Annotated in this window: 21 protein-coding genes, 1 tRNA gene and 1 pseudogene; 6 read left to right on the top strand and 17 right to left on the bottom strand. The window is 67.6% G+C overall.

The window, feature by feature from the left end; all coding sequences use genetic code 11:
• Window positions 1-70: 70 nt before the first annotated feature.
• On the top strand, window positions 71-310 hold the full coding sequence (locus ACTQ49_RS02565; RefSeq protein ID WP_441826271.1) for a hypothetical protein: 240 nt from the start codon (window positions 71-73) through the stop codon (window positions 308-310).
• A 166-nt stretch (window positions 311-476) separates the two neighbouring features.
• Here ACTQ49_RS02565 and thrS read toward each other — a convergent pair whose 3' ends face one another.
• From thrS to ACTQ49_RS02515, 10 genes and pseudogenes are all read right to left on the bottom strand, one after another.
• A complete protein-coding gene (gene thrS / locus ACTQ49_RS02560; protein WP_441826270.1) occupies window positions 477-1,718 on the bottom strand; it encodes a threonine--tRNA ligase in 1,242 nt (413 codons plus the stop codon).
• A 322-nt stretch (window positions 1,719-2,040) separates the two neighbouring features.
• Complete coding sequence (locus ACTQ49_RS02555; RefSeq protein WP_441826269.1) at window positions 2,041-2,226, bottom strand: helix-turn-helix domain-containing protein; 186 nt, start codon at window positions 2,224-2,226, stop codon at window positions 2,041-2,043.
• 39 nt (window positions 2,227-2,265) lie between these two features.
• Window positions 2,266-3,321 (bottom strand): tyrosine-type recombinase/integrase, encoded by a 1,056-nt coding sequence (locus tag ACTQ49_RS02550; protein ID WP_441826268.1) that lies wholly within the window; start codon window positions 3,319-3,321, stop codon window positions 2,266-2,268.
• A 327-nt stretch (window positions 3,322-3,648) separates the two neighbouring features.
• Window positions 3,649-3,724: transfer RNA gene (locus ACTQ49_RS02545), tRNA-Pro, on the bottom strand.
• Between the two features lie 87 nt (window positions 3,725-3,811).
• The gene (yidD, locus tag ACTQ49_RS02540) at window positions 3,812-4,093 is read right to left on the bottom strand and encodes a membrane protein insertion efficiency factor YidD (protein WP_441826267.1); all 282 of its coding nucleotides are present in this window, start codon (window positions 4,091-4,093) and stop codon (window positions 3,812-3,814) included.
• A gap of 13 nt (window positions 4,094-4,106) precedes the next feature.
• A complete protein-coding gene (locus ACTQ49_RS02535) occupies window positions 4,107-4,811 on the bottom strand; it encodes a type 1 glutamine amidotransferase domain-containing protein (RefSeq protein ID WP_441826266.1) in 705 nt (234 codons plus the stop codon).
• 81 nt (window positions 4,812-4,892) lie between these two features.
• Window positions 4,893-5,534 (bottom strand): alpha/beta fold hydrolase, encoded by a 642-nt coding sequence (locus ACTQ49_RS02530; protein ID WP_441826265.1) that lies wholly within the window; start codon window positions 5,532-5,534, stop codon window positions 4,893-4,895.
• A 10-nt stretch (window positions 5,535-5,544) separates the two neighbouring features.
• Window positions 5,545-7,783: pseudogene (gene lysX, locus ACTQ49_RS02525) on the bottom strand (bifunctional lysylphosphatidylglycerol synthetase/lysine--tRNA ligase LysX); the annotation flags it as partial.
• A 420-nt stretch (window positions 7,784-8,203) separates the two neighbouring features.
• Entirely contained in the window at window positions 8,204-9,652 is a 1,449-nt protein-coding gene (locus ACTQ49_RS02520; protein WP_441826264.1) for a hypothetical protein, read from the bottom strand.
• Window positions 9,634-10,449: an Fpg/Nei family DNA glycosylase gene (locus ACTQ49_RS02515; RefSeq protein WP_441826263.1), complete on the bottom strand. Its 816-nt coding sequence runs from the start codon at window positions 10,447-10,449 to the stop codon at window positions 9,634-9,636. Before ACTQ49_RS02515 ends, ACTQ49_RS02520 begins: the two co-directional genes overlap by 19 nt.
• A 45-nt stretch (window positions 10,450-10,494) precedes the next feature.
• On the opposite strand from ACTQ49_RS02515, the gene ACTQ49_RS02510 reads away from it, so the two are divergent.
• Window positions 10,495-10,692: a hypothetical protein gene (locus ACTQ49_RS02510; RefSeq protein WP_441826262.1), complete on the top strand. Its 198-nt coding sequence runs from the start codon at window positions 10,495-10,497 to the stop codon at window positions 10,690-10,692.
• 26 nt (window positions 10,693-10,718) lie between these two features.
• On the opposite strand, the gene ACTQ49_RS02505 is transcribed toward ACTQ49_RS02510, so the two are convergent.
• On the bottom strand, window positions 10,719-11,174 hold the full coding sequence (locus tag ACTQ49_RS02505; RefSeq protein ID WP_441826261.1) for a ribose-5-phosphate isomerase: 456 nt from the start codon (window positions 11,172-11,174) through the stop codon (window positions 10,719-10,721).
• A 419-nt stretch (window positions 11,175-11,593) separates the two neighbouring features.
• On the opposite strand from ACTQ49_RS02505, the gene ACTQ49_RS02500 reads away from it, so the two are divergent.
• Window positions 11,594-12,010, top strand: coding sequence for a DUF485 domain-containing protein (locus ACTQ49_RS02500; RefSeq protein ID WP_441826260.1), 417 nt, complete (start codon window positions 11,594-11,596; stop codon window positions 12,008-12,010).
• Window positions 12,007-13,605: a solute symporter family protein gene (locus tag ACTQ49_RS02495; protein ID WP_441826259.1), complete on the top strand. Its 1,599-nt coding sequence runs from the start codon at window positions 12,007-12,009 to the stop codon at window positions 13,603-13,605. Before ACTQ49_RS02500 ends, ACTQ49_RS02495 begins: the two co-directional genes overlap by 4 nt.
• A gap of 89 nt (window positions 13,606-13,694) precedes the next feature.
• On the opposite strand, the gene ACTQ49_RS02490 is transcribed toward ACTQ49_RS02495, so the two are convergent.
• Both ACTQ49_RS02490 and ligA read right to left on the bottom strand, forming a co-directional pair.
• Window positions 13,695-14,564 (bottom strand): hypothetical protein, encoded by an 870-nt coding sequence (locus ACTQ49_RS02490; protein WP_441826258.1) that lies wholly within the window; start codon window positions 14,562-14,564, stop codon window positions 13,695-13,697.
• 88 nt (window positions 14,565-14,652) lie between these two features.
• A complete protein-coding gene (ligA, locus tag ACTQ49_RS02485; protein WP_441826285.1) occupies window positions 14,653-16,791 on the bottom strand; it encodes an NAD-dependent DNA ligase LigA in 2,139 nt (712 codons plus the stop codon).
• A 243-nt stretch (window positions 16,792-17,034) separates the two neighbouring features.
• Between ligA and ACTQ49_RS02480 the strand changes: the two genes are divergently transcribed.
• The gene (locus ACTQ49_RS02480) at window positions 17,035-18,456 is read left to right on the top strand and encodes an alanine/glycine:cation symporter family protein (protein ID WP_441826257.1); all 1,422 of its coding nucleotides are present in this window, start codon (window positions 17,035-17,037) and stop codon (window positions 18,454-18,456) included.
• Window positions 18,457-18,566: 110 nt separating this feature from the next.
• Here the strand turns inward: ACTQ49_RS02480 and ACTQ49_RS02475 are convergent, their stop codons facing one another.
• Complete coding sequence (locus ACTQ49_RS02475; RefSeq protein ID WP_441826256.1) at window positions 18,567-19,187, bottom strand: mycothiol-dependent nitroreductase Rv2466c family protein; 621 nt, start codon at window positions 19,185-19,187, stop codon at window positions 18,567-18,569.
• 172 nt (window positions 19,188-19,359) lie between these two features.
• Between ACTQ49_RS02475 and pepN the strand changes: the two genes are divergently transcribed.
• Window positions 19,360-21,957 (top strand): aminopeptidase N, encoded by a 2,598-nt coding sequence (gene pepN / locus ACTQ49_RS02470; RefSeq protein WP_441826255.1) that lies wholly within the window; start codon window positions 19,360-19,362, stop codon window positions 21,955-21,957.
• Here the strand turns inward: pepN and ACTQ49_RS02465 are convergent.
• Genes ACTQ49_RS02465 through ACTQ49_RS02455 form a run of 3 tightly spaced genes read right to left on the bottom strand, consistent with a single transcriptional unit; the run spans window position 21,916 to window position 24,942 of the window.
• Entirely contained in the window at window positions 21,916-22,623 is a 708-nt protein-coding gene (locus ACTQ49_RS02465; RefSeq protein WP_441826254.1) for a sirohydrochlorin chelatase, read from the bottom strand. The genes pepN and ACTQ49_RS02465 overlap by 42 nt on opposite strands.
• On the bottom strand, window positions 22,620-23,585 hold the full coding sequence (locus ACTQ49_RS02460; protein WP_441826253.1) for a sulfite exporter TauE/SafE family protein: 966 nt from the start codon (window positions 23,583-23,585) through the stop codon (window positions 22,620-22,622). Before ACTQ49_RS02460 ends, ACTQ49_RS02465 begins: the two co-directional genes overlap by 4 nt.
• Before the next feature lie 28 nt (window positions 23,586-23,613).
• Window positions 23,614-24,942, bottom strand: coding sequence for a sulfate adenylyltransferase subunit 1 (locus ACTQ49_RS02455; protein WP_441826252.1), 1,329 nt, complete (start codon window positions 24,940-24,942; stop codon window positions 23,614-23,616).
• Window positions 24,943-24,950 lie beyond the last annotated feature (8 nt).

The raw sequence follows: 24,950 nt of genomic DNA, 5'->3' as shown, positions 1-24,950 counted from the left end.
CGCATCCGGAGAGGTCTCGTACAAGTCAACGGCCTGCTGACGAAACTCTGCCGAGTAGTTCTTCCTGGCCATGATGATGATCATCTCGCTTCCTCCAGCCCATGCTGGATTTCACGTGTCCACAACCCGGGGTCAGGGTCCGTTCTACCAACGTCTGGGCGCCACCGTCGCGCCGGATGAAGTTCTGGGTCGGCGCCGCGAGATGGAGCGCGCCATCGGTCTGGATCAGTTGGGCGAACGAGTTGTGGTGAGCTTCGATCTGGCTCACGTGGGTAATGCCATTCGCGCCGCGAATACTCTGCGCGGTTGAGGCTGACCCATCAGCTTCCGAACGTTGCTTCGTCGCGCCGCCACCTCCTGTTGGTGGAGTGTCTCGTCATCGAGGGAGGCGGGCACCCAGCGAGGGGGCCGCTCGATTCCAGACCACGTGAAGCGCCGGGCCGGGCGCCATTTGCTATCGGCGCCCGGCCCGCTCGTCACCATGCGAGGTCGACCCTATCCCGGTGGGCCTGCTGCATGCGCTCGGCGAGGTCATTCACTGCAAGGGTGCGTTTGATACCGTCCTGGCCGTCGGTGGCCTGCACCATGGCTTGCGCGGCCTCGCGCTCACCAATGACGACCACGACGCTTGCGCGCACGGTGCGGGCCTCACGGATGCGCCTACCCAGACTCCCCTCGCGGCGCACCTCGACCCGAAGCCCATGGCGCCGCAGTACCCGCGCAGCGTCGTCGGCCGCTTCGTCCTGGGCCTCGCTGACAGGCAGGACGAAAGCTTGGACGGGTGCCAGCCACAGCGGCAGGCGGCCTTGATAGCGCTCCATGAGTGAGGCGACGACGCGCTCCATCGCACCGACGGTTCCACGGTGGATCATCACGCACCGCTGTTTGGAGCCGTCCGCGTCGACGTAGGTGAGGTCGAAACGTTCGGGCTGATTGAAGTCGAGCTGGACGGTGGCGATGGTCTCCTCGTGACCACGGCCATCGCGGACTTGCAGGTCGAGCTTGGGACCGTAGAAGGCGGCCTCCCCATCGGCTTCGACCAGGTCGATCCTCTGATCGGCGAGCACCTCCAGGACAGCGGCGCGAAGCGCGTCCTGGTGATGATCCCATTGTTCGGCGGAGCCGAGCCACGCGTCGGACTCGTCGCGCTTGGACAGTCGGACGTAGTCGACGGGCAGGCCGAGGATCCGCTGGGCCTTGAGCGCGGAGCGCAGAGCCGCGGCGACCTCGGTCTGGACCTGGTCGGGGCGGCAGAAGACGTGGGTGTCGTCGAGGCTGATCTGGCGCACACGCTGGAGGCCGGACACGACGCCGGAGCGTTCGGCGCGGAACATCGGCGCGAGTTCGTTGAGACGGATCGGCAAGTCACGGTACGAGCGCTGTTCGCACGCGTAGACGAGAGCGTGGTGGGGGCAGTTCGCGGGCCGCAGCACGACCTCGTCCTCACCCAGCCTCATGGGCGGGAACATGTCCTTGCTGAACTTGGTCCAGTGACCGGAGCGCTCGAACAAGGCACGTTTGCCCAGGACTGGGGTGCGGACATCGAGACAGCCATCGTCGTGGGCGATGTCCTTCGCAAGGCGTTCGAGTTCCTCCCGGATGGCTGCCCCGGCTGGCAGCCACAGAGGCAGACCTGATCCCGCCAAGGGATCGGTGGCGAAGACGTGCAGGTCATGGTTGAGCTCGCGGTGATCGAGCAGGTCATCATGTTGGGACATGGAGGGTCTTCCTTCGGGTCGTGACCACGAAGTGCCCCTACAGCCCCCAGACATGACGAAGGCCCCGGATCACTCCGAGGCCTGGTGGATGCTGCGTTGTGTCAGGACAACGCGACGGCGCCGGAGAAGTCCGGCGTCGTGGTGACCTGACAGATGCGCATGGCTACAAGGTAGCCCGTCCGCCCGAAGCGAGCAACGCGCGTCCCCCAGAGGTTTCGGATTGTCGCCACCGCCGGACGGGGGGGCCTCTTTCGACGGGCTGCCGGGGCACGGCTTGGGGCCGACCGAGAGGCGATCCACCGAGGGGCGTTGGTGTCCCAGTTCAGGACGCCCGCTGCAGTAGCCGGTCGACGTCCGCCGGGTCCAGGCGCAGCATCCGGGGGCCAAGACGGTACGCCGGAAGTTTCCCGTCGGAGATCATCCGACGCACCGTCTTGGGACACACCCCGAGTCGCCGCGCAGCCGACTGCACAGTCTCGACCTCAATCTCTCGCCGTGGATCCTGCATGCCCACCCAAGCCGTCACGGGCTCTCCCGTGATCGACACCTACTCGGCTGCCCCATCGCCACCGCGGGCCAGCTCGGCCAGCCGCTCTGCCAGGAGTTGTTCGCGCTGCCGGCTGGCGTGCTGGTAGCGCATCGCCATCTGGGCCGTCGTGTGCCCCATGCGCGCCATCAACTCGGCGGTCGTGGCGCCATTCTGGGCGGCCATGGTGGCGGCAGTGTGACGCAGGTCATGGAACGTGAGATCGTGCCGGTCCATCACGTCGCGTGCCTGGTCGAAGGCATACCGCAGCGCCTTCTCACTCATCGGCAGCTCACCGCGACCAGGGAAGAAGTACGCAGAGCGCGCCCTCCGCTCCTCCAGACCAGCACGCCACTCACGAAGGGCAGGCAGCAGATGCGGCGGAATACCGACATCCCGGATCGCCGCAGGCGTCTTGGGCGGACCCACGATCACCTGCCCCTTGATCCGCGTCACGCCCTGACGAACGTGGATCCACCCTGTCTCGGTGTCGACGTCCCCCACCCGAAGCGCCCGCACCTCCCCAGAGCGAAGCCCACACCACGCGGCCAACAGCACGGGAAGCGCCTGCCCCATCGGCAACCTCTCGGCCACACGGTTGAGCTCGGCCACCGTCGCCGGCTGCATCGCCCTGGTGGTATTGCGCCGGCCCGCCGAACGGATACGGCAGGGATTGGCGACAATCAACTCCTCGTCCACACACACCGCGAGCAAGGACTTGAGCAGCGCGTACGCGTGGCTTCGTTGCGTCGCCCGCTCCGGCCCCATCCGGTCGAACCACGCACGGACCTGCTTCGTCGTGATCGACGCCACCGCCTGATCCCCGAACTCGGGAAGGATCAGCCGATCCAACAGACTCTCGTACAGGGCCCTCGTCCTCGGTGTCAGATCACGTCGGGCCACCTCGTCACGGGCCAGGTCTCGGAACACGACCTCGACCGGGGCCTCCTCCTTCACCAGCTCGGGCTGGGGAGCCACCGGGGGCTGCCACTCACCCCGGCTGATCGACCGCTCGATGTCGACGAGCCAACCTTCGGCGTCGATCTTGGCCACGAAGGTGTGATCTGCCGAGTGCACCTGACCATCTGGGCCCAGGTACCGGGCACGCCACTTCCCAGAGGGAAGCTTGTCCAAACGTCCAAAGCCCCGTTTGGAGCGCCCGCGGCGCTTGGAGCGTTCCCCTTGGGGGGAACGCAAGTCACTGGCGTTTCCCCCATTACTGGTCGGTGATGAGGTTGTCCGCTTCGTCGTCATGTCGAGCCTCTCGTCGTGGGAGATACGTGGGAGATGAATGTCCACACAAGTCCCTCGAAGGCCCCTTGGTGCTCATCGGACCGAGACATGAAACAAGGCGTTCCCCCTAGTCAACTAGGAGAAACGCCTTGTCAGATGAAGCTCTTGAATTGGTCGGGGCGACAGGACTCGAACCTGCGGTCTCCTGCTCCCAAAGCAGGCGCGCTAGCCACTACGCTACGCCCCGGAATCCACACGTCCGAAGGATGCCTTCGGAGTGCGAACCCGTCGAGTCTAGACGATCCGGGGCGTAGCGGGACAATCGGCGCGACGGTCAGAAGCGGAATGGGATCGGAATGGGGCCGCAGCAGCACACGCCCTCCACCCGGGCATCGCTCCTGCGCAGTGTTCTGGCTGCGCTGGCGCAGGTGGCGAACTGGCGCGCTGCCACGCCTGCGGTGCCCACGGCTCCCCGGTCACGGATCGAGTCGCGGATCACCGTCGAGCAAGTACCCCCACCGGCCACCCCGGAGGCACAATTCCAGCCCTTGCGGGGCGAAAGATTGGCCCGGTAACCCTCCACCAGGCGCAGTGCTGCAGTGTCGATGAATCCCATGGTCATTCCCTTCTCACTTCTTGCGCAGCAGGTCGACAACGGCCTTGCCCACGGCGGTGGCGCTCATCGGGTTCTGGCCGGTTACGAGCTTCCCGTCGACGACGACCTTCTCAGCCATTGGCCGCAGCGCCTTGGTGTACTTGGCTCCCCTGGCCTTCAGCTCGTCCTGCAACGAGAAGGGCACGGCGTCGTCGCGCTTGGCGAGCTTCTCCTCAGCGGCGCTGAATCCGGTCACCTTGCGGCCCTGGAGCAGCGGAATGCCGTCGATCTCGACCTCGAGCAGGCCGCACGGTCCGTGGCAGACGGCCGAGACCACCTTGCCCTCCTGCCAGAAGTCGGCCACCAGCGACGCCAGGTGCGGATCGTCGAAGTCGAACATGGTTCCGTGGCCGCCGGTCAGGTAGATGGCGTCGTAGTCGTCGGCGGAGACCTGGCGCACCGAGCGAGTGTCCTGGAGCAGGTTCATGTACTCGCGGTCCTCGTAGTGCTTGCCGGTGCCGCCCATCAGCAGCATGGGGGCAGTCAGACTCTCCGGATCGAGAGGCACATTGCCGCCGTCGATGCTGACGATGTCAACCTCGTGGCCTGCCTTGGTGGCCACATCGTGGAAATGGGTGAGTTCCCCCAGCCACAGCCCGGTGCGGTAGCCGACCTTCTGGTACTCGCCGGCGCTCGTGACGACGGCGAGGACACGGCCGGGACGCTTCTTGCCGAACATGCTCAGACCTCCTGATCGGTGGTGTGTCAGCTGCCACGCTAGCCACGTCGCTGCGCCGACGCCCCACCCATCGGGCTGATTTCACCGAGGGTGATCCTGCTGGGGGTGAGCGTGGATGGTCTGGCTGCGGACCCAGGCGACGGCATCGGCGATGGCGTCGGGTCTGTCCAGCATCATCAGGTGCTTGGATCCCGGCACCACCACCTGCCGAGCTCCCAACAGCCTCGCCAACCGTTCCTGCTGATGTACCCACTTCCCCGACGACGCGTCGGCGGCGCTGAGCACGACGGTGGGAACCTGGGGCCACGCACGTCGAACCCTGAGCTCCTGCAGGTCCCAGCCCTGCCGGTCATAGGCCATGGACTCCGCCATCCCCATCGCCAGCGAATCCGCGTCGCGGTAGACCGTGCGCAGGCGTTCGTGTCGCAACCGGGAGAATTCCCGGTTGGACTGCAGCCAGCTGCCAAAGCGGAAGGCCAGCCCCGCAACGTGGTTGAGTCGCAGCCCGTCCACAGCCTTGCCCAGCCGACGCGCCACGGTGGGCGTCGGGATCTCTGGCTCCGACGCGTACCACTCCACCGAACCGTCCACCATCACGACGCCGGACACCAGATCCGGCCGCACCCGGGCGAGCGCCTCGGCGTGGAAGGATTTCCCGTCGCGTTCCCGCCAGCGCACCTCGCGCCCGGCGCAGACGCTCACCTGCCCTGCGGAATCAGCCACCCTCCGAGACTAGACCCGCCCCGCACCCCGTGGCCGGACCAGAGGGAAGGTGATCGTCTCGCGGATCGCCCTTGGCCGCCAGCAGCGACTGCTGGGTGAGGCGTTCGCGTTGGATCACCGGGTCCACCAGTTCCGAATAGGCGGTGCCCAGCTCCGAGCCAAAGACCACCAGGTCCCAGCGCTCGGCCAGCCGGTCGTCGTCGCGGTGCGGCCGGGTGAGCGGCGAGAGCTCCGCGGGAAAGTCGCAGAAGAATGTCGGCGCGACGGTCGGCTTCTCGCACAGCTCGTCGTACAGCTCCTCCAGCACCTGCGCCCGCGTGGCCCGCGGCTCCACCTCGATCCCCAGCCGTTCGCAGAAGGCGACGAGCAGCTCCCGGGGCGTGTCCGCGGTGACCTCCTCCCCCAGCGCCTCTCCAATCGCTTGGTGCACGGGGATCCAGCGCCATGGCTCGGCCAGGTCCACCTCGTGCTGAATACCGTCGCGGCCCGTCCCACGCACCACCGTCGAACCCGTCGCCTCCAAGGCCGCCCGACGCACCAATTCCTGGGTGATCTGCTGCATGGTGCGATAGTCGCCATGCGCCTGATAGGCCTCCACGACACTGAACTCGGGATTGTGGGTGGCGTCGGCGCCCTCATTGCGGAAGTTCCGGCCGATCTCGAAGACCCGGTCACAGCCACCCACCATCAGCCGCTTCAGGTACAGCTCCGGCGCGATGCGCAGGTAGAGGTCCAGGTCATAGGCATTGATGTGGGTCCGGAAGGGACGAGCATTCGCACCGCCGTGAATCGTCTGCCGGATCGGCGTCTCCACCTCCAAGTAGCCGGCGTCCAGGAAAGTGCTGCGGACGGCCTGGAAGGCGCGGCTGCGCACCGTCAGCCGTTCGAGCGTCGACGGGTTGACGATCAGGTCCAGGTAGCGCTGGCGCACCAGGGCTTCCGGATCGCTGATGCCGTGGTGTTTGCCTGGCAGGGGCCGCAGGCACTTGCTGGTGAGCTGCCACCGCTCGGCCAGCAGCGACGGCGTTCCGTTGCGGGATGCCCCGGCAACGCCAGTGAAGCTGACCGGGTCGCCCAGATTGGTCACCTGGTCGAAGCGGCGCAGCTCGTCGCGGCCCAATCGGGAGGCGTCGAGCAAGACCTGCGCAGTTCCTGACCAGTCCTGCAGTCGCACGAAACAGACCCCGCCGTGGTCAATGACGCCGAGGATCCGGCCCCCGATCGCCAGCTCCGCCCCCGCCCTGGAAGTCACCTCGACGCACCGGTCGTGCACCCCGGTGTGCACCGGATAGGCCTGCTCCCCCGCGGTCAGCAGCGCCTGCCGCTTGGCCATCCGCACCCGCATCTGTTCGGGAACCCGCACGGCCGGCAGTTCGAAGGCGGGGCGAGACAGGAAGTCCACCACCAGCGGATCCGTGGCGGACACGAGTTCCTGCTCCTGAGTCGGCCAGGGATCCAGCCAGCGCGGCAGGTCCAGGTAGCCCTCGGCGATGCCCATGGCGGCCCCCACCTGCCCCACGTCGGCGGGATCCTCATAGGCCATCAGGCGCGGCTGCCAGCTGGGGGCGTACTTGACATTGGAGCGGTAGAGCTGCTCGATCTGGAACCAGCGCGAGAAGATCAGCATCACGCGACGCTTGGCCCGGTCCAGCGCCGTGGCCCCCACGCGTTCGCCCTCCTCGAAGGCCGAACGGAAGACCGCGAAGTTCATGGAGACCCGGCGCCAGCCGCGGTCGCGGCCCGCGGCCCGCGGCCCGCGGCCATCAACCCGGCCACCATCAACTCCGTGACGCCATTGTCCGCCTCCGGGTTGCGACGCATCACGTCGAGGGACAATCCGTCGGGACCCCAGGGGACGAAGGAGAGCAGGCCCGCGGTCACCTCGCCGTGCCCTGCTCCCTCCGGGCCCTGCGTGCTCGACGGGAAGAGCGCCTGGACCAGGGAGCCGCGCCATCCTCCGAGGCGCCCACCACACCCGGCGTCCAGCCGTACGCATGGCACAACTCCAAGTAGGCGTCGATCGCCTCCGCCCAGTACTCCTGCCGGCCCACCGGGTCACCGGCGGCCAGACAGACCCCCAGCTCCACCCGACAGGCCACCGCCGCACGGCGGCCCGCGCTGAAGACCAGCTGCTTGTCGCGTCGCGTCGCGAAGTAGCCCAGGGAATCCGACGGGTTCTCTGCCAGCAGTTTGCGAACTTCCAGCTCCTCCGGAAGTTGTGTGGTGGCCCGGATGCGCTGCGAGCGCATCCGCACCAGCAAGGCGCCGAGCAGGCTGACGGCCATCAGCAGGCCCACCAGGGACTGCACCCAGTGCGGCACCATCCTGGGCAACGTGGCGTTCTCCCCCAGCACCATGTGCTGGATGATGCTGACGACGCGAGATCGCGGCCGGCCCGTGTGCCCCGTGACCAGGCCCAGCAGGTAGCCGATACCCAGCGATGCGGCGACTCCGCAGAGGGCCGTCAGCAGCGCCACCGGGTGCCGTGGAAGACCTCGCGCAACACGACGATGACCGCCGCGACGTAGAAGACGCGGGAGAGCAGCTGCGGAACACGGCGGTTTCGGCCACGGGTGACTGGCATGGACCCATCCTCCTTGAGATGCGGTGCGCTCGTGGTCAGGCAGGCCGTTGCTGGACGCCCACATCCCATGCCCCCGGACTGCGGCTCACCACAGCAGCCAGGCGAGCGCTTCCACGTCACAGTGTTCCGCCAGCAGCCGACCCCGGGCGTCCTCCCGCACCCGAGCCAGCGGCACCGGCCACTGCGGCACCTCCCACTGCTCCGGGAGCGAGGAGGAGCTGGCCCAGATGATCGCCCTGGTGAGCGGATCCACCGTGCGGCCCGGCAGCCCGGGACCCAGCAACGACAGGACGCGACGGACCTGGGGCGGCATCACGTCGGCGGGCCTCAGCGCCTGCAGCTCCATCCGCACGATCGCCTCGGCCACCGCCGCGCCGGCCGGGGTGGACTGCACAGTGCCTGATGGCATGGGCAGCTGCTCCGCCCCGCCCACCAGGCGACTCGCCAGCGTGGCGTGCAGGAGACAGGTGACCGCGCCCGGCTGCAAGGGCACCCGCTCAGCGAGTTCTGGTAGCTCGTCAACGAGACCAACCGGGCCGCCGTGCATCAACAGGTCGGCCGCAGCCGCCAGGGCCAGGGGCGGCAGTGCCCCGGGGCGAGCGACCAGACTCTCCACCGCCTGGATCTGGTGGTCCGGCTCGACGGCGGCACCCTGGCCCAATCGAGCAGCCCGGCCCAGCAGGAAGACCTCGGCTGCACCCAGCTTTCGTGGATCACGCCGTGACAAGGCCTCCACCGCGGGACGCACGTGGTCGGTCACCAGATCCCCGGCCCAGGCCAATTCGACGTCGGTGGTCCCGCGGCCCGCGTGCACCTGGGCCAGGTGGACCCCTTCCTGGGCGGTCAGCCACGTGGTCTCATCATCCTGAAGCACGTGGATGCCGGCCGCCTCCACCGCCGCGTCGGGCAGCTCCAGACGCACTTCGTCCTGCAGATCCAGCATCACCGTGCGTTCCGGCCACCATCGGGGCAGCGCGGCGGCCTGGACCCGCTCGTCGCGCAACCAGTCGGCACGCCAGCTCACCTGGTAGCCAGCACGCGGGGTACCCGATGCCGTGAGCCGGATGGGCCGATCGGTCAGCCACCGCCGTCCCTCGCTGAAGCGGCTGCGGCCCCGCAGCTGGGTGAAGGTCAGCAACTGGGCGTCGTCGCGCTGCGCGTCGATGCTGATCTGCCCCTCCGCACCCGCCAGCCAGGTTCGCGCCGGCCAGACCGAATCGAGCTCGAGCCAGGCCCCTGGCACGGCGATCTCCACGTCGGTGAGGTTCTGCACCTGCAGGCGCAGGCTCCAGGTCTCGTCGAAGACCTGACGCACGATGGCCCTCGCCTGGAGGGCCCCCTCGGTCTCCAGCCGGTAGTGCTGTTCCACCTCGTCCAGCAGGAAATCGGTGCGCTCCAGCTGCCAGCGATCCTCCAAGCGCACGGCCAGACCGCCGAGCACCTGTCGGTCCTGGCAGCTGACGTCTGCCACGTGCCCGTCGGGCGAGAGCTGAATCTCCAGCCCGCCCCAGTGGATCAGTGCCTGCGCTGGCATCGGCCACACCAGTAGAGATTGCGTCCTTCGAGCTTGGCCACCCGCACGGCGGAGCCACAGACCAGACAGGGTTGGGCAGCACGTCGATAGACGTAGACCTCGCCGCCATGACGATCCACTCGGGCCGGGCGCCCTTGGGCCTGCGGGCCATGTTCCGGCAGGACCGTGTCGATCCGGCCCGCTTCCACCCCGTCGCGCATCAGCTCGACGAGATCGGCCCAGATGAGCTGCCAGCTGCTGCGCTTGAGTCGGTTCCCGGGACACATCGGGTTGATCCGGTGCCGGAAGAGCACCTCGGCACGATAGATATTGCCCACCCCGGCCGTGATCCGCTGATCCATCAGAAGCGACGCGATGCTGCGCCCGGAGCGCCGGATCCTTTGCCATGCGATGTCAGGATCGGCGTCGGCGCGGATGGGGTCCGGCCCCAACTTCTCGATCTGCGCACGTTGTTCGCTGGCGGTTACCAGACGACACATCTGCGGCCCGTGCAGGTCTGCCGCCGTCTCGCCGTCGGTGATCCGCAGCCGCACCGCTCCCCGTGGCGCACCGGCGGGCTCGAAGAAGAACTTGCCGATCAGCCCCAGGTGGATGTGCACGATGTGTTCGGGGTGCGGCGCGTCGAAGTCGATGAACAGGTGCTTGCCACAGGCAGAGGCCCCCTGCAGCACGTGTCCGTCGAGGATCGCCGCCGCCTCGGCGAAGCGCCCCTGCGGAGAACTGACGCGGACGGGCCGTCCACCGAAGGTGCTCATCGTGGTGCGCGCCAGGCGATGGATCACGTGCCCTTCCGGCATGAGCACTCCCCCTCGTCATTGCGTACCGCGGCTACGATCGCCAGCATGGCCAACGATCGTACTCCGCCGCGACGCCCCGGCACCGGCGGGCGTGAATTCGGACGCGACGGTGTGACCGGCCTCGTGAACGCGGACCGCGCCCTGCGTGCCCGTGAGGTCAGTCGCCCCACCACCACAGACCGGGACGCAGCCCGGGGAGTCGTGGAGGCCCTGCTCGCCCGGGCCACGGGGCGCCGTCGCTGAGCACTGGCCACCTGCCCCAGTGGGGATCAGGCGCAGTGGGCGTCCTCGTAGTCGCTCATCTTCTGGACGCGACGCGCGTGGCGCGCCTCCTGGGTGAAGGGCTGCTCCAGGAAGACGTTGACGATCTCCAGCGCCTGCTCATTGCTGGTGAAACGGCCACCCAGCGAGATCACATTGGCATTGTTGTGCTCGCGGCCAAGCCGAGCGATCTCGGTGTTGTAGGCCAGGATGGCGCGGCACCCCTTCACGCGGTTGGCGGCCAGCTGCTCGCCATTGCCGGACCCACCCAGCACGATGCCAAGACTGTCCGGATCGGCCACCACGGCCTCGGCGCAGGGAATGCAGGTGTCCGGGTAGTCGTCCTCCGCGTCGTAGGCGGTGGCACCGTGGTCAACCACATCATGGCCGGCGGCTGTGAGCTGCTCGCGCAGGTACTCCTTGAGCTCGAAGGCGGCATGGTCGGTGGCAATGTGTACGCGCATGTCCCAACTATCCCAGATGGCCGGCCCCAGAGGCCCAGATTGGGACCATCGGCCCCACAGGGTGCCACCCGCTTTCCAGCATCCAAGCGATGTGCCGCAGAACGGCACGGCAACGTTGAGAACTGGCGCCACTTTCCCGCCCTAGTCACGAGCACTTTGAACGCGAACAGTGATTCGTTGACTTCGTGAGAAATTTCACGAATACCCTTGTGTGTCCTTTCACAATGTGTCACTCTCATCCAGTCGCAGAAGCGATCCGACCGCCCACACACGGTCGAGAACTCAATCGGTTGAACGGCATCGTCGCCGCTGCAACCAGCGCCACATCACCACGACCCGCCGGGTCAGCTCGCCACCCCGACGAGATCCCTTGCCACCCCGAGTGCCCCTACGCCTCGGTGCCTTGACAGGAGCCCCACGTGACGCCACATGACCGTGTCCAGGACGAGGTGGAAGCCCACCTCCCCGAAGACCATTGGCCCCTGCCCGAACTGACCCAGGTCGGGCCCGAGCACACCACCGACGGCATCGACTTCGTCGCCGCCAAGGAATCCGCCGAGTACCAGGAACTGCGCAGCTCCTTCAAGGGCTTCGCCTTTCCGATGGTCTTCACCTTCGTTGGCCTCTACTTCGTCTTCGTCCTGATGGCCACCTACATGCCCGAGTTGATGGGACGCCGCGTCTTCGGCTTCGTCAACGTCGGCATCCTGTTCGGCCTGTTGAACTTCCTCACCACCTACCTCGTGACCTTCTTCTACGTCCGTCACGCGAACAACAACCTCGATCCCCGTTCCGCCGCCCTGCGCGCCCGACTCGAGAGCGAGGTCACCCGATGAACCTCATGGAAACCGTCGGCAACCCGATCCTCAACATCGGCATCTTCGCCCTGTTCGTCATCGGCACCATGGCCGTCGTGGTCAAGGTCACCCGCGACTCCGCCAAGAAGTCCACCGACTTCTACACCGGCGGCGCCGCCTTCTCCGGCCGACAGAACGGCCTGGCCATCACCGGCGACTACCTCTCCGCTGCTGCCTTCCTGGGCGTCACGGGCGCCATCGCCCTGAACGGCTTCGACGGCTTCCTCTACTCCGTCGGCTTCTTCGTCGCCTGGATCATCGCCCTGCTGCTGGTGGCCGAGCCGCTGCGCAACACCGGCAAGTACACGATGGCCGACGTCATGAGCTTCCGGATGAACCAGAAGCCCGTCCGCACCGCGGCCGCCGCCTCCACCCTGACCATCAGCTTCGTCTACCTGCTGGCGCAGATGGCCGGCGCGGGCGGCCTGGTGGCCCTGCTGCTGGGCATCAGTTCCAAGAGCGGCCAGAGCCTGGTCATCGCGCTGGTGGGCATCATCATGATCGTCTACGTGCTGATCGGCGGCATGAAGGGCACTACCTGGGTGCAGATGATCAAGGCCGTCCTGCTGGTCAGTGGCGCCGCGATCATGTTCCTGTGGGTGATGGCGCTCAAGGGCTTCAATCTGTCCCGCCTGTTCGGTGACGCCATCGTCGCCCACCCCAAGGCCGACGCCATCATGGAGCCGATGCTCCAGTACGGCACCAATGGCTGGACCAAGCTGTCCTTCATCTCGCTGGCCATCGCGCTGGTCTGCGGCCCGTCGGGCCTGCCGCACGTGCTGATGCGCTTCTACACGGTCCCCACCGCGCAGGATGCACGCAAGTCGGCCGTGTGGACCATCGGTCTGGTGGGCGTCTTCTTCATCTTCACCCTGGTGCTGGGCTACGGCGCGGCCGCCCTCGTCGGCGCCGAGGCCATCAGCAAGGCACCTGGCAAGGCCAACTCCGCTGCGCCGCTGCTCGCCCATCACCTGGGTGGCTCGGTCTTCATGGCCATCATCTCCGGCGTTGCGTTCGCGACGATCCTCGCCGTCGTCGCCGGCCTGACCATCACGGCCTCGGCCTCCTTCGCGCACGACATCTACAACAACGTCCTGCACGACGGGAAGGTCGATCCGGCCGACGAGGTGAAGGTGGCCCGCATCACGTCGGTGACCATCGGTGTCCTGGCCGTGATCGGTGGCATCTTCGCCAATGGCCAGAACATTGCCTTCCTGATCTCGCTGGCCTTCGGCGTCGCGGCCTCCGCGAACCTGCCCGCCATCCTGATGACGATGTACTGGAGCCGCTTCAACACCCGCGGCGCCGTCTGGTCCATCTACGCGGGTCTGGTCTCGGCCATCCTGATCATCATGTTCTCGACGTCGATCTCCGGCAGCCCGACGGCCTTCTTCCCGAACGCCGACTTCGCGCTGCTCGAGCTCACCAACCCGACGATCGTCAGCCTCCCGCTGGCCTTCCTGATGGGCTTCATCGGCACCGTCACCTCGCCCGAGCCCGACAGGGAGCTCCAGGCGGAGATGGAGGTCTGCTCGATGACCGGTATCGGCGCCGGCGACGCGATCGCCCACTGATCCGCCAGGTCACGCACACAGGCACGAGGCCCTGCCCAGTCACCCCGGGCAGGGCCTCGTGCCGTGCTGGTTCCTGACCCCAGCCAGTCTCACCACTCCCAGGTGATGCCGTGCACCCCGGGGGCAGGCTTGTCGATGACCACCTGCAGACAGTCGAGCCCGGAGTAGACGGGGCGGGAAACGATCTGTTCCTCCTCGGAACCGTCCTCGGCGAAGGTCCGGTAGAACTTGCGCGGGAGTTCGTCCTCGAACAGCACCTCCAGCACCAGGCGGTCCATGTTCTCCGTGACTGCGTAGCGCTGCCGGAAGAGGGGGTCACCATTGCCGTGGTAGCTGAGGCGCTGGGTGGTGAGCACCGACTCACCTTGTTCCAGTGGGCGATCCAGCATGAACTCGAAGATGGTGATGTCCGGGGTGAGGTCAACCTGCCGCGCGAGGCGGCAGGCCGTCGTCTCCTCGCAGACGATGGGACCCGCGCAGTCCGCCAGCACCAAGGCCCACTTCTGCTGACCCGTGACGGTTGCCCGGCTGAGGTCGCGGTTCTCCACGCCCTTCTCGGCACGATCGGAGCCAACCTTGACGATCTGGTGTCCGGCCAGCGTCTCCCACGTGGGATTGCGGGCGATGCCGAGCTCGTCGAAGGCCACCCGGATCAGCTCCTCGGGTGCGATGCGCTCCAGCGCTGCCATCCGGTCCGCACCGGGCATGGCGTCGACGAGATAGCCCGGCTCCAGCTGGAGCACTTCCTCGAGCTTCTGCACGATGGGTCGCGAGGTGCGGCGGGTCGGTCGGGAGCGCCCCGAGGACCAATAGCTCAGGGTCGCCACGGAGACGGCAAGGCCATCCTCCTGGAGCTTCGCCTTGATCCGTTGCAATGGCAGCCCCCGGTCCCGGATGCCTCGGGACAGGCGTTCAGCGAACAGGCTGCCTGCGACCACGGGCGAGTCGTGTGCAGTCATCGCCGCTCCACCTTTCAGTCATTTGCGCCAATCCTGCCAAACTGCCACGTCGGAAGCATGGACTGCCACGCGGCAATCCTTGATCGATTCAGAGGGCTGCGGGGCCTCGTTCCAGCAGGCGGACGAAGGCCGCCTCGTCCAGGATGGGGCGGCCCAATTCCTCGGCCTTGGCGGCCTTGGAGCCCGCATTCTCCCCCACCACCACGTAGTCGGTCTTCTTGCTGACGCTTCCCGAGGCCTTGCCACCGCGGCTGATGATGGCCTCCTTGACGCCGTCGCGGGTGAATCCCTCCAGCCCGCCGGTCACGACGATCGTGAGGCCCTCCAGCGTCCGCTCGACGTTCTCGTCGCGCTCGTCGGCCATCCGGACACCTGCGGCGGCCCACCGTTCGACGATCTGTCGGTGCCAGTCGACGGTGAACCACTCCACGACCGCCTCGGCGATGACCTGACCGACCCCTTCCGTGTCCGCCAGCTCTTCCACACTCGCCTCACGGATGGCATCCAGTGAGCCGAAGCGGGTGGCCAGGGCGCGGGCCGCGGTGGGCCCCACGTGGCGGATCGAGAGGGCCACCAGCACCCGCCACAGCGGCTGCTGCTTGGCCTTGTCCAGGTTCTCCAGCAGTTTCACACCATTGGCGTTGAGCACCCGGCCGTCGACGACGCCCGGCGCGGGAACCTCGTCGGGGGCCTTGAGCTCGGCTGGCTTCGCGGCGCGGGTGAAGAAGGGTATCCGCACCAGGTCGGCAGCCGTGAGCTCGAAGAGCGTCGACTCGTCGGTGAGCACACCGGAGCCCAGCAGGGCATCGGCCCCCTGGAAGCCCAGGGCCTCGATGTCGAAACCGGACCGTGAGGCCAGACTGAACAACCGTTCCCTCAGCTGGCTGGGACAGGCCCGCGAGTTCGGGCAGCGGATGTCCTTGTCGCCCTCCTTCTCCGGGCGCAGCTCCGTGCCGCACGAGGGACAGTGCGTGGGCATCACGAACTCCCGCTCGCTGCCGTCGCGCAGCTCCACCACCGGGCCGAGAATCTCGGGGATCACGTCGCCGGCCTTGCGCAGCACGATCGTGTCGCCAATCAGGACGCCCTTGCGCTTCACGTCGTACCCGTTGTGCAGCGTGGCCATCGCGACGGTGGATCCGGCCACCTTGACGGGCTCCATCACGCCGAAGGGGGTCACCCGCCCGGTGCGGCCCACATTGACCTGGATGTCCAGAAGCTTGGTGTTGACCTCCTCCGGTGGGTACTTGAAGGCGATGGCCCACCGCGGGGCACGGGATGTGGTGCCCAGCTGGCGCTGTCGGGCCACGTCATCCACCTTGACCACGATGCCGTCGATCTCGTGGCGCACATCGTGCCGGTGTTCCCCGTAGTGGGAAACGAAGTCCAGGACCTCTTGGGGAGTGGACAGCACCTTGTAGTAGGGCGAGGTGGGCAGGCCCCACGCCTTGAGCTTCTCGTAGGCCTCACTCTGGCGGGCGACGTCAAAGCCGTCACGGGCCCCGATGCCGTGCACCAACATGTCGAGCGGGCGCGAGGCCGTCACCGACGGATCCTTCTGGCGCAGCGAACCCGCAGCGGCATTGCGCGGGTTGGCGAAGGGGGGCTTGCCCGCCTCCACCAGCGACGCGTTGAGGTCGGCGAAGGCGGCCACGGGGAAGAAGACCTCACCGCGCACCTCCACCAGCTCCGGGATGTGCTCTCCGTGCAGCTGGTGTGGGATGGAGCCGATGGTCATGATGTTGGGCGTCACATCCTCACCCACCCGCCCGTCACCACGAGTGGCCGCGCGCACCAGACGCCCCCGCTCATAGGTGAGGTTGATCGCCAGCCCGTCGATCTTCAGCTCGCACAGGTACTTGCTGCCTGCCTCCCCCATCGACTTGTGGGTGCGCGCCAGCCATTCCTGCAGCTCCTCCGGGCTGAAGACATTGTCGAGGCTCAGCATCCGCTCGGCGTGGGTGACCGGCGCGAAGTCGGTCATCCGCTGCGCCGCACCCACCTTCTGGGTGGGTGAATCCGGCGTGCGAAGCTCCGGGAAGTCAGCCTCGAGCTGCTGCAGCTCCTTCAACCAGCCGTCATAGGTGGCGTCATCGACGGTGGGCGCATCCGCACCGTAGTAGGCCTCCTGGGCCTCGGTGACCTGACCGGCCAGTTCGTGCCAACGGTGCTTGTGCTCGAGCCCCGCCTCGGGCGCGGCGGCCACTGCCTCGGCCGCCTCCTGCACGGCTTCTGCCAAGACCTCGTCCTCGCCGTCACCGGCCACCCTGCTCGTCTGCTGCTTCTCCACGCCCCCAATAGTGCCGCAGGGGTCCGACACTTTTCGCCCACCGCCCACCGCTGCGCAGCCAACATGTGAGAACCCACTCACACCCCTTGCCTTGTGACATAAATCACGCTTTGCTGTCGCGAGCACTTCCACACGACCACCAACGAGCCGTCGCAAGGTCGCGACACCACAGGAGACCGCATGCTGGACGAGTTCCTCACCGCACTCGACGGGATCATCTGGGGCCCCTTCCTCCTGATCCCACTACTGCTCGGCACCGGCATCTGGCTGACCGTCCGCCTGGGCGGTGTGCAGTTCACCAAGCTCGGCCCCGCCCTGTCGCTGGCGCTGATCCGCCGCAGCGATGCCGATGGTGAGGCCGGCGACGTCTCCCACTACCAGGCGCTGGCCACCGCCCTGGCGGCCACCGTCGGCGTCGGCAACATCGCCGGTGTTGCCACCGCCATCCACCTGGGTGGCCCGGGCGCCCTGTTCTGGATGTGGCTCTCGGCGATCTTCGGCATGGCCGCCAAGTACTCGGAGGCCTTCATGGGCGTCCGCTTCCGCAGCACCGATGCCAAGGGTGAGATCTCCGGTGGCCCCCAGTACTACCTGCAGCGCGCCATCCCAGGTGGCCTGGGCAGGTTCCTGGCGCTCTTCTTCGCGATCGCCGCCGTGATCGCCTCCTTCGGCATCGGCAACATGACGCAGTCCAATTCCGTCGCCGCGGCCATGGACGACACCTTTGGCGTGAATCCCACCGTGGTGGGCGCCGTGCTGGCGGTCCTGACCGCCCTGGTCCTGCTGGGCGGCATCAAGTCGATCGCCAAGGTCACGTCGGCCTTCGTGCCGCTGATGATCGTCTTCTACGTCGCCGCGGGCGCCGTGGTCCTGGCCATCAACTGGGAGGGCATCATCCCCGCCCTGGGACTGGTCTTCACCGATGCCTTCACCGGTACCGCCGCCGTCGGTGGCTTCGCTGGTGCCGGTCTGGCCCAGGCCGTGCAGTTCGGCATCGCCCGAGGCATCTTCTCCAATGAGTCGGGCATGGGTTCGGCCGCCATCGTCGCCGCCGCGGCCAAGACCAAGCACCCGGTGCGGCAGGGCCTGGTCTCCATGACCCAGACCTTCATCGACACCATCATCGTGGTCTCCATGACCGGCCTGGTGATCCTCACCACCGGGGTGTGGCAGGACGGCAAGACCGGCGCCGCACTCACCGCCCAGGGCTTCAGCACCGGACTTCCCGGCACCTGGGGCGGCATCATCGTCGCCCTCTCGCTGATTTTCTTCGCCTATTCCACGGTGCTCGGCTGGGCCTACTACGGCGAGCGCAATGTGGAGCGTCTGGTGGGTCTCAAGGGTGTCATGCCCTACCGCCTCATCTTCAGCGCGATCGTCTTCGTCGGAGCCACCACGGAGCTATCGACGGTGTGGACGTTCTCCGACATCGCCAACGGCCTGATGGCGCTGCCGAACCTGGTGGGTCTGCTGATCTGCTCCGGGCTCATCGCCCGCGAGACCAAGGCCTACCTCAAGGCCGACCCGACGCTGCACCACGAGCCCGAGGTCTCCACGATCGACGGGATCGACGGCCTGCAGAGCGTGCCAGCCGACAGGTGACCTCGTCGGGCTCGGTCAACGGGAAGCGAGCCTCCGGCCACCGGAACGAGTGAGCGGGTTCTGCACCGACGTGGGTGCAGAACCCGTTCACGTCGCCGCGCAACGGGACCTCAGTCGAAGATCGGACCCACGGTGCGGCTGCGCTTGAGCTCGAAGAAGCCGTCGTACTCGGTCATCAGGGAGAAGCCGTCGAACAGGCGGCCCGCTGCTTCACCCTTGGGTGCCGGGCTGATCACCGGGCCGAACAGTGCCTTGCCGTTGATGTGGATCACCGGGGTGCCCACCTCGTCGCCCACCGGGTCCATCCCCTCGTGGTGGCTCTTGCGCAGCGCCACGTCCAGCTCGTCGGCCTCGTCACCGGGCTTCCAGGCATCGGCCCGTTCGGCGAGGGACTCGTCCAGGCCCACCTCCGCGAGCGCGGCACGCACGGTCTCCACGGTCTTGGGCTCCTTGCCCAGGTGGTAGCGGGTGCCCAGCGCGGTGTAGAACTCGCGCAGCTTGTCACTGCCGTGCTCCTGCTCCACGAGCAGGGCCGCGCGCACGCCCACCCAGCCCTCGAGCATGTGCTGCTGGTACTCCTCGGGCAGGTCGCGGCCGTCGTTGAGCACGGAGAGGCTCATCACGTGGAAGGTGGTCTTCACGTCGCGGACCTTCTCCACCTCGAGCATCCAGCGCGAGGTCATCCAGGCCCACGGGCACAGCGGGTCGAACCAGAAGTCAACATTCGTCATGCCACAACTCTAGGCGTGTGCTGCAGGGCTGCTGTTCGCCGTCAGCGATGATGTCAAACATGAAGAATGTCCGCCTGATGCTCAGCGATGTAGGCTCGCCCGGTTGGACTGATGACCCTGTCACGGTCGGCGTCCGGCACGCCCCCACGATCTGTTTGAGGAAGGTCACCACATGAAGACGGCCACGATCACCCGCGATGGCGCGGGCGAGCGCTCCCGCATCGTCACCGCGGAGTCGTACCTGGTCACCATCGACCTGTCGGGTCTGGACCTGGAGGGCGAGCCGCTGGCCGACCCGGGGACCTTCATCTCCACCAGCGAGATCACCTTCACCAGCACCGGTGGCAACAGCCACGTCGACCTGATTGCCGACGCGGTGCTCGATGCCTGGCTGGACGAGACCGAGCTGGACGCCACGACCTTTGGCAATGACGTGCTGCCCTTCACCTGCGAGGAGGGCGAGCACCGCCTCACCGTCACGGCCCTGTGCCGCTATTCGCACACCGGCGAGGGCCTGCACCGCTTCGTCGATCCGGCCGACGAGAAGGTCTACCTGTACTCGCAGTTCGAGACCGCCGACGCCCGTCGGATGTATGCCTGCTTCGAGCAGCCGGACCAGAAGGCCACCTTCCAGCTGAACGTGGTGGCCCCCGAGCACTGGACCGTGGTGAGCAATTCGCGCAGCGTCGAGCCCACCGAGGGAGCCAATGGCTGCGGCATCTGGGAGTTCGAGACCACACCCCGCATCCCCACCTACATCACGGCCCTGGTGGCCGGCGAGTACCACCGGGTTGCGCACACCATCACGTCCGTGAAGGGCGAGATCCCGGCCTCCGTGATGTGCCGGCAGTCCATGGTTCCCTACCTGGACGACGAGCGGATCATCAGCACCGCCCAGAGCGGCTTCCGGGTCTTCGAGGCCGACTTCGGCCACCCGTACCCCTTCGACAGCTACGACCAGATCTTCGTGCCGGAGTTCAATGCGGGCGCCATGGAGAATGCCGGCTGTGTCACCTTCCGCGACGAGTACCTCTTCCGCTCCCGGGTGGGCCAGGAGATGTACGAGGGCCGCGACAACACGATCCTGCACGAGCTGGCCCACATGTGGTTCGGCGACCTGGTCACCATGACCTGGTGGGATGACCTGTGGCTCAACGAGAGCTTCGCCGAGTGGGCCAGCCACCATGCGATGGAGCGGGACAAGGAACACTACGGCGGCACCGATCCCTGGGTCGGCTTCTGCAACAGCCGCAAGGGCTGGGCCTACCGGCAGGACCAGCTTCCCACCACCCACCCGATCGCCGCGGACATGGTGGACCTGGAGGCCGTGGAACAGAATTTCGACGGGATCACCTACGCCAAGGGCGCCTCGACGTTGAAGCAGCTGGTGGCCTTCGTCGGGCAGGAGGCCTTCCTGGCTGGGGTCCGGGAGTACTTCAAGGAGCACGCCTGGGGCAACACCACACTCGACGACCTGCTCCAGGCCCTGGAGACGTCGTCGGGCCGCGACCTCTCGGCCTTCACCGAGACTTGGTTGGAGACCGCCGGCGTCAACACGCTGCGCGCCGACTTCGACACCGACGAGCTGGGCCGCTTCACCCGATTCGACGTGCTGCAGACGGCCACCGACGAACACCCGACGCTGCGCACCCACCGGATGGCGATCAGCACCTTTGCCCTGGAAGCAGAGGGCGAATCCTTGATGCTGCGCCGCGTGCACACCCTCGAGGTGGACGTGCACGGCGGCCGCACCCCGATCGCGGCGCTACAGGGCGTGCACCGGGGAGACCTGGTGCTGCTCAATGACCGCGACCTCACCTACGCCAAGGTGCGCCTGGACGGGGTCTCGCTGAAGACCCTGGTGAACCACATCCACCAGTTGGACGATCCGCTGGCCCGCGCCGTGTGCTGGTCGGCTGCGTGGGACATGTGCCGTGATGCCGAGATGCGCAGCGACGACTACGTGGAACTGGTGCTGCGCGGCATCGCCACCGAGTCCGACCCCAATGCCCTCAAGGCACTGCGGATGCAGGCCATCCTGGCCGCACTGGACTACACCCCGGCGGAGCGTCGTGAGCACAGCCGCGCCCGCCTGACCGCTGGCTTCGCGCTGCTGCTCAAGGACGCCGAGCCGGGCAGCGACCACCAGCTCACCTTCGCCAATGGCCTTGTCTCGGTGGCCGACTCCGAGGCGGCCGCCGCCCTGTTCAAGGCCTGGCTCGTGGGCGAGGAGGTGCCCGAGGGGCTGGAGGTGGACGCCGACATGCGCTGGCGCCTGGTCTCGTCGCTGGCCCGGATGGGTGCCATCGGTCATGCCGAGATTGACGCCGAACTGGAACGCGACAACACGATCTCCGGTGCCGAATGGGCCGCTGCTGCGCGCGCCGAGATGCGCGACGAGCAGGCCAAGGCGGAAGCCTGGCGGCTGGCCACCGAGGACGAGGCGGTGCCCAATGGCACCCACACCCGCATCTGCCTGGGCTTCTGGAACGAGAACCAGGCCGAACTGCTGGAGCCCTACAAGCAGCGCTACCTGGACGTGGTGCGCAGGATCAGCAACCAGGAGGGCATCTGGGCCACTCGCGGCACGGCGGCTGCCCAGAATGTGCTGCACCTGCTCTTCCCCCGCGGGGTGGCCGACGAGGACTTCCTGGGCCAGGTGGACGAGCTGCTTGCCGATGAGGCGCTGGCGCCCAGCGTGCGCCGTGCCCTGCTGGAGCAGGCGTCGTCAGCCCGTCGGGCACTGGACTGCCAGGCCTTCAGCTCCTGAGCCCAGCCCCGGGAAGACGTGTCCCCAGGGGCGCTCGTACACGTCGTGGACACGGCGGGCGAGCGCCTCGATGATCCTCGGATGGGATCCCAAAGGTTCTGTGGTGGCCACGGCCCCGGCGGAGCGCAGCCGGTCATGGAAGTGGCCCGGCGCCAGTAGGTAGCTGGCGACGCCGACGGGCACCGGACTGCCGACCACCAGCGCGGGGATCTCCGCAGGAGTGGCGAGCACCACCTGGGCTCGGCCCTGCCACCGGCGTGCCAACGCGCGCGTCACCTCGGCTGCCTGGTCGCGGCTTCTCTCGTCGCGGGAGCCGGCCCAGCCCACGATGGTGAGCGGCCAGGGGCCACCGGCCTCGGCCACCCGCCCTGCCAGCGCTTCCACCACTGCCTCGTCCGTGCCCAGGTGCGGGGTGAGGGTCACCCCGTGATGCTCGGCGACGGCTGTGGGCAGGTCCACTCGCACGTGGTATCCGGCGCCCAGGAAGGCGGGCAGCACCACATCCCCGTCGCGGACGACGTCACTGACATGCGGCTCGCAGACATCCACCCAGCCGAGCCGAACCGGCCGGCCCAGGAGCTCCTGCAGCTCCCGACGAATCGTCTCGACGCACCGCCGACCGACGCTGGAGCGGGTGCCGTGGGCGGCCAGAACGACGCCGCTCACAGCGAGGCCTCCACCGCGCCGCGAGACTGGGACTGCTCAGACTGGGCTTGGGCAGACTGGGCTTGGGCAGACTCCTCCACCCCGGTGGCCTGTTCCAGTCGCTGGTCCTCCCGATGACGTCGAATGCCCACCACCACGGCGAGCGCCCAGATGATCAGCAGGATGATCGTGACGGGATGGTGTGCTGCCTGAGGCACGTCGAAGCCACGAAAGACCTGACCCAGATTGGTCACCACGATGGCACCTCCCACCAGGCCACCCATGATCTGCGGCGGGATCCGGCTCACCAACCAGGCCGCCAGCGGGGCGGCCACCAGACCGCCGGCCAGCAGCGCGACGACATACTCCCAGCGCACCCCGATGCTGCCGAGGCTCACGATGAAGCCCAGCGATGCAGCCAGCGAGACCAGGAATTCCGAGGTGTCCACTGATCCGATCACGGTGCGCGGGCTGGTCTTGCCGGCGCTCACCAGGGCGGTGGTGGAGATCGGTCCCCATCCCCCACCGCCGGTCGCGTCGACGAAGCCTCCCACCAGGCCCAGGGGCGCGAGGAATCGCCGACCGTGTGGGGAGACCCGCGCCTGCGAAATGGCCGTGCGACGCAGGGTGAAGCGGGCCAGGATGAACAGCCCCAGACCCACCAGGATCACCGCCATCAGCGGCCGCGCCGCCTCGGTGGACAGGTGCGAGAGCACCGTGGCACCCAGGAAACCACCGATCGCACCCGGCACACCGAGCCGAAGCACCAGCCACCAGTCCACATTGCGCAGCTTCCAGTGCGACAGGCCGGATGCCACATTGGTCCCCAGCTCTGCCAGATGCACCGAGGCGCTCGCCGTGGCCGGTGACAGGCCGCCGGCGAGCAGCACCGACGTGGAGGTGATGCCATAACCCATGCCGAGCGACCCGTCGATCAATTGGGCGACGAGCCCGGCAAGGGCAAGGACTACGAGGTGCTGCATCGGGGGACTCCCTGTGGTGGATGGGGAACTAGATCTGCCAGGTGATGGCGGTCTGCGGGTGGACGATGCCGGGCGCCTCGGGGTCGTGGACCATGCCCGCGGCCAGGGTGAGGCCCTGTTGTGCGTCCACCAGCAGGAAGGAGCCGGTGGCGCGGGAGGCCGCATAGGGCTCGGCCAGCACCGGGCTGGCGAGCTTCAGGCGCACCCGTCCGATGTCATTGAGTCCCAGGTGCTCCACGGGAACCGGGGTGAGGCTGTCCAGGTCCAGCCGACCCTCCAGGTCTCGGACGATGGCCTGCACGGTGCGGGTGGTGTGCTTCAGCAGCACGCGCTGCCCGATCCGCAACTGGCTGTCGTCGAGCCAGCAGACCATCGCGTCGATCTCCTGGGTGGGCTGCGGGGCATCCGCAGCGGCGGCGATCAGCTCACCGCGGGTGATGTCGATCTCGTCGGCCAGCCGCAGGCTCACCGACTCCCCCGCCGTGGCCCGTTCCAGGCTGCCGGCGGCGGTGTCGATCCCGATGACGCGGGTGGTGCGGCCGCTGGGCAGCACCACCACCTCGTCGCCGACGCTGACGGTGCCCTGTGCCACCTGCCCGGCGTAGCCGCGGTACTCGACATACTCGGGGCTGATCGCGGCCTGCTGGGGTCGCAGCACGTACTGCACCGGGAAGCGCATCGGCAGCTCGTCGCGGCCCGCCTCCGGCTCGATGGAAACCAGCAGTTCCAACAGGCTCGGGCCGTCGTACCACGGGGTCTGCGTGCTGCGCTCCACCACATTGTCGCCCACCAGGGCGCTGACCGGGATGGTGCTCAGGTTCGCGACGCCCAGCTCCTGACCCACCTGCACGATCTCCTGCGCGACGCGCGTGTAGTCGGCCTGGTTGTAGTCGACGAGGTCCAGCTTGTTGACGGCCACGACGACGTGCGGCACCCGCAGCAGCGCGGCGACGGCCAGGTGGCGTCGGGTCTGCTCCAGAACGCCGCGGCGCACGTCCACCAGCAGCACCAGCACGTCGGCCGTCGAGGCACCCGTGACGGTATTGCGGGTGTACTGCACATGCCCGGGGCAGTCGGCCAGGATGAAGGTGCGCTCCGGCGTGGCGAAGTAGCGGTAGGCCACGTCGATGGTGATGCCCTGCTCGCGCTCGGCGCGCAGTCCGTCGGTCAGCAGCGCCAGGTCGGTGCCGGTGAGTCCCCGCTCCTTGCTGACCCGCTCGACCGCATCCAGCTGGTCGGCCAGGATGCTCTTGCTGTCATAGAGGAGGCGTCCCACCAGGGTGGACTTGCCGTCGTCGACGCTGCCGGCAGTGGCCAGGCGCAGAAGAGTGGCTTCGGTTGTCGTGGGGATGGTCATGAGAACTT

The sequence above is a fragment of the Luteococcus sp. Sow4_B9 genome (genome assembly GCF_052116585.1).
Taxonomy (GTDB): domain Bacteria; phylum Actinomycetota; class Actinomycetes; order Propionibacteriales; family Propionibacteriaceae; genus Luteococcus.
This window is presented reverse-complemented; position numbering and strand designations above follow the sequence as displayed.

Coding starts and splice junctions, on each gene's coding strand:
- ACTQ49_RS02510 (WP_441826262.1), top strand. CDS start 10,495: ATGGCCAACGATCGTACTCCGCCGCGACGCCCCGGCACCGGCGGGCGT.
- ACTQ49_RS02480 (WP_441826257.1), top strand. CDS start 17,035: ATGCTGGACGAGTTCCTCACCGCACTCGACGGGATCATCTGGGGCCCC.
- ACTQ49_RS02520 (WP_441826264.1), bottom strand. CDS start 9,652: ATGCCAGCGCAGGCACTGATCCACTGGGGCGGGCTGGAGATTCAGCTC.
- ACTQ49_RS02460 (WP_441826253.1), bottom strand. CDS start 23,585: ATGCAGCACCTCGTAGTCCTTGCCCTTGCCGGGCTCGTCGCCCAATTG.
- ACTQ49_RS02490 (WP_441826258.1), bottom strand. CDS start 14,564: ATGACTGCACACGACTCGCCCGTGGTCGCAGGCAGCCTGTTCGCTGAA.
- ACTQ49_RS02515 (WP_441826263.1), bottom strand. CDS start 10,449: ATGCCGGAAGGGCACGTGATCCATCGCCTGGCGCGCACCACGATGAGC.
- ACTQ49_RS02455 (WP_441826252.1), bottom strand. CDS start 24,942: ATGACCATCCCCACGACAACCGAAGCCACTCTTCTGCGCCTGGCCACT.
- ACTQ49_RS02555 (WP_441826269.1), bottom strand. CDS start 2,226: ATGCAGGATCCACGGCGAGAGATTGAGGTCGAGACTGTGCAGTCGGCT.
- ACTQ49_RS02475 (WP_441826256.1), bottom strand. CDS start 19,187: ATGACGAATGTTGACTTCTGGTTCGACCCGCTGTGCCCGTGGGCCTGG.
- thrS (WP_441826270.1), bottom strand. CDS start 1,718: ATGTCCCAACATGATGACCTGCTCGATCACCGCGAGCTCAACCATGAC.
- ACTQ49_RS02535 (WP_441826266.1), bottom strand. CDS start 4,811: ATGTTCGGCAAGAAGCGTCCCGGCCGTGTCCTCGCCGTCGTCACGAGC.
- yidD (WP_441826267.1), bottom strand. CDS start 4,093: ATGGGATTCATCGACACTGCAGCACTGCGCCTGGTGGAGGGTTACCGG.
- ACTQ49_RS02565 (WP_441826271.1), top strand. CDS start 71: ATGATGATGATCATCTCGCTTCCTCCAGCCCATGCTGGATTTCACGTG.
- ACTQ49_RS02495 (WP_441826259.1), top strand. CDS start 12,007: ATGAACCTCATGGAAACCGTCGGCAACCCGATCCTCAACATCGGCATC.
- ACTQ49_RS02505 (WP_441826261.1), bottom strand. CDS start 11,174: ATGCGCGTACACATTGCCACCGACCATGCCGCCTTCGAGCTCAAGGAG.
- pepN (WP_441826255.1), top strand. CDS start 19,360: ATGAAGACGGCCACGATCACCCGCGATGGCGCGGGCGAGCGCTCCCGC.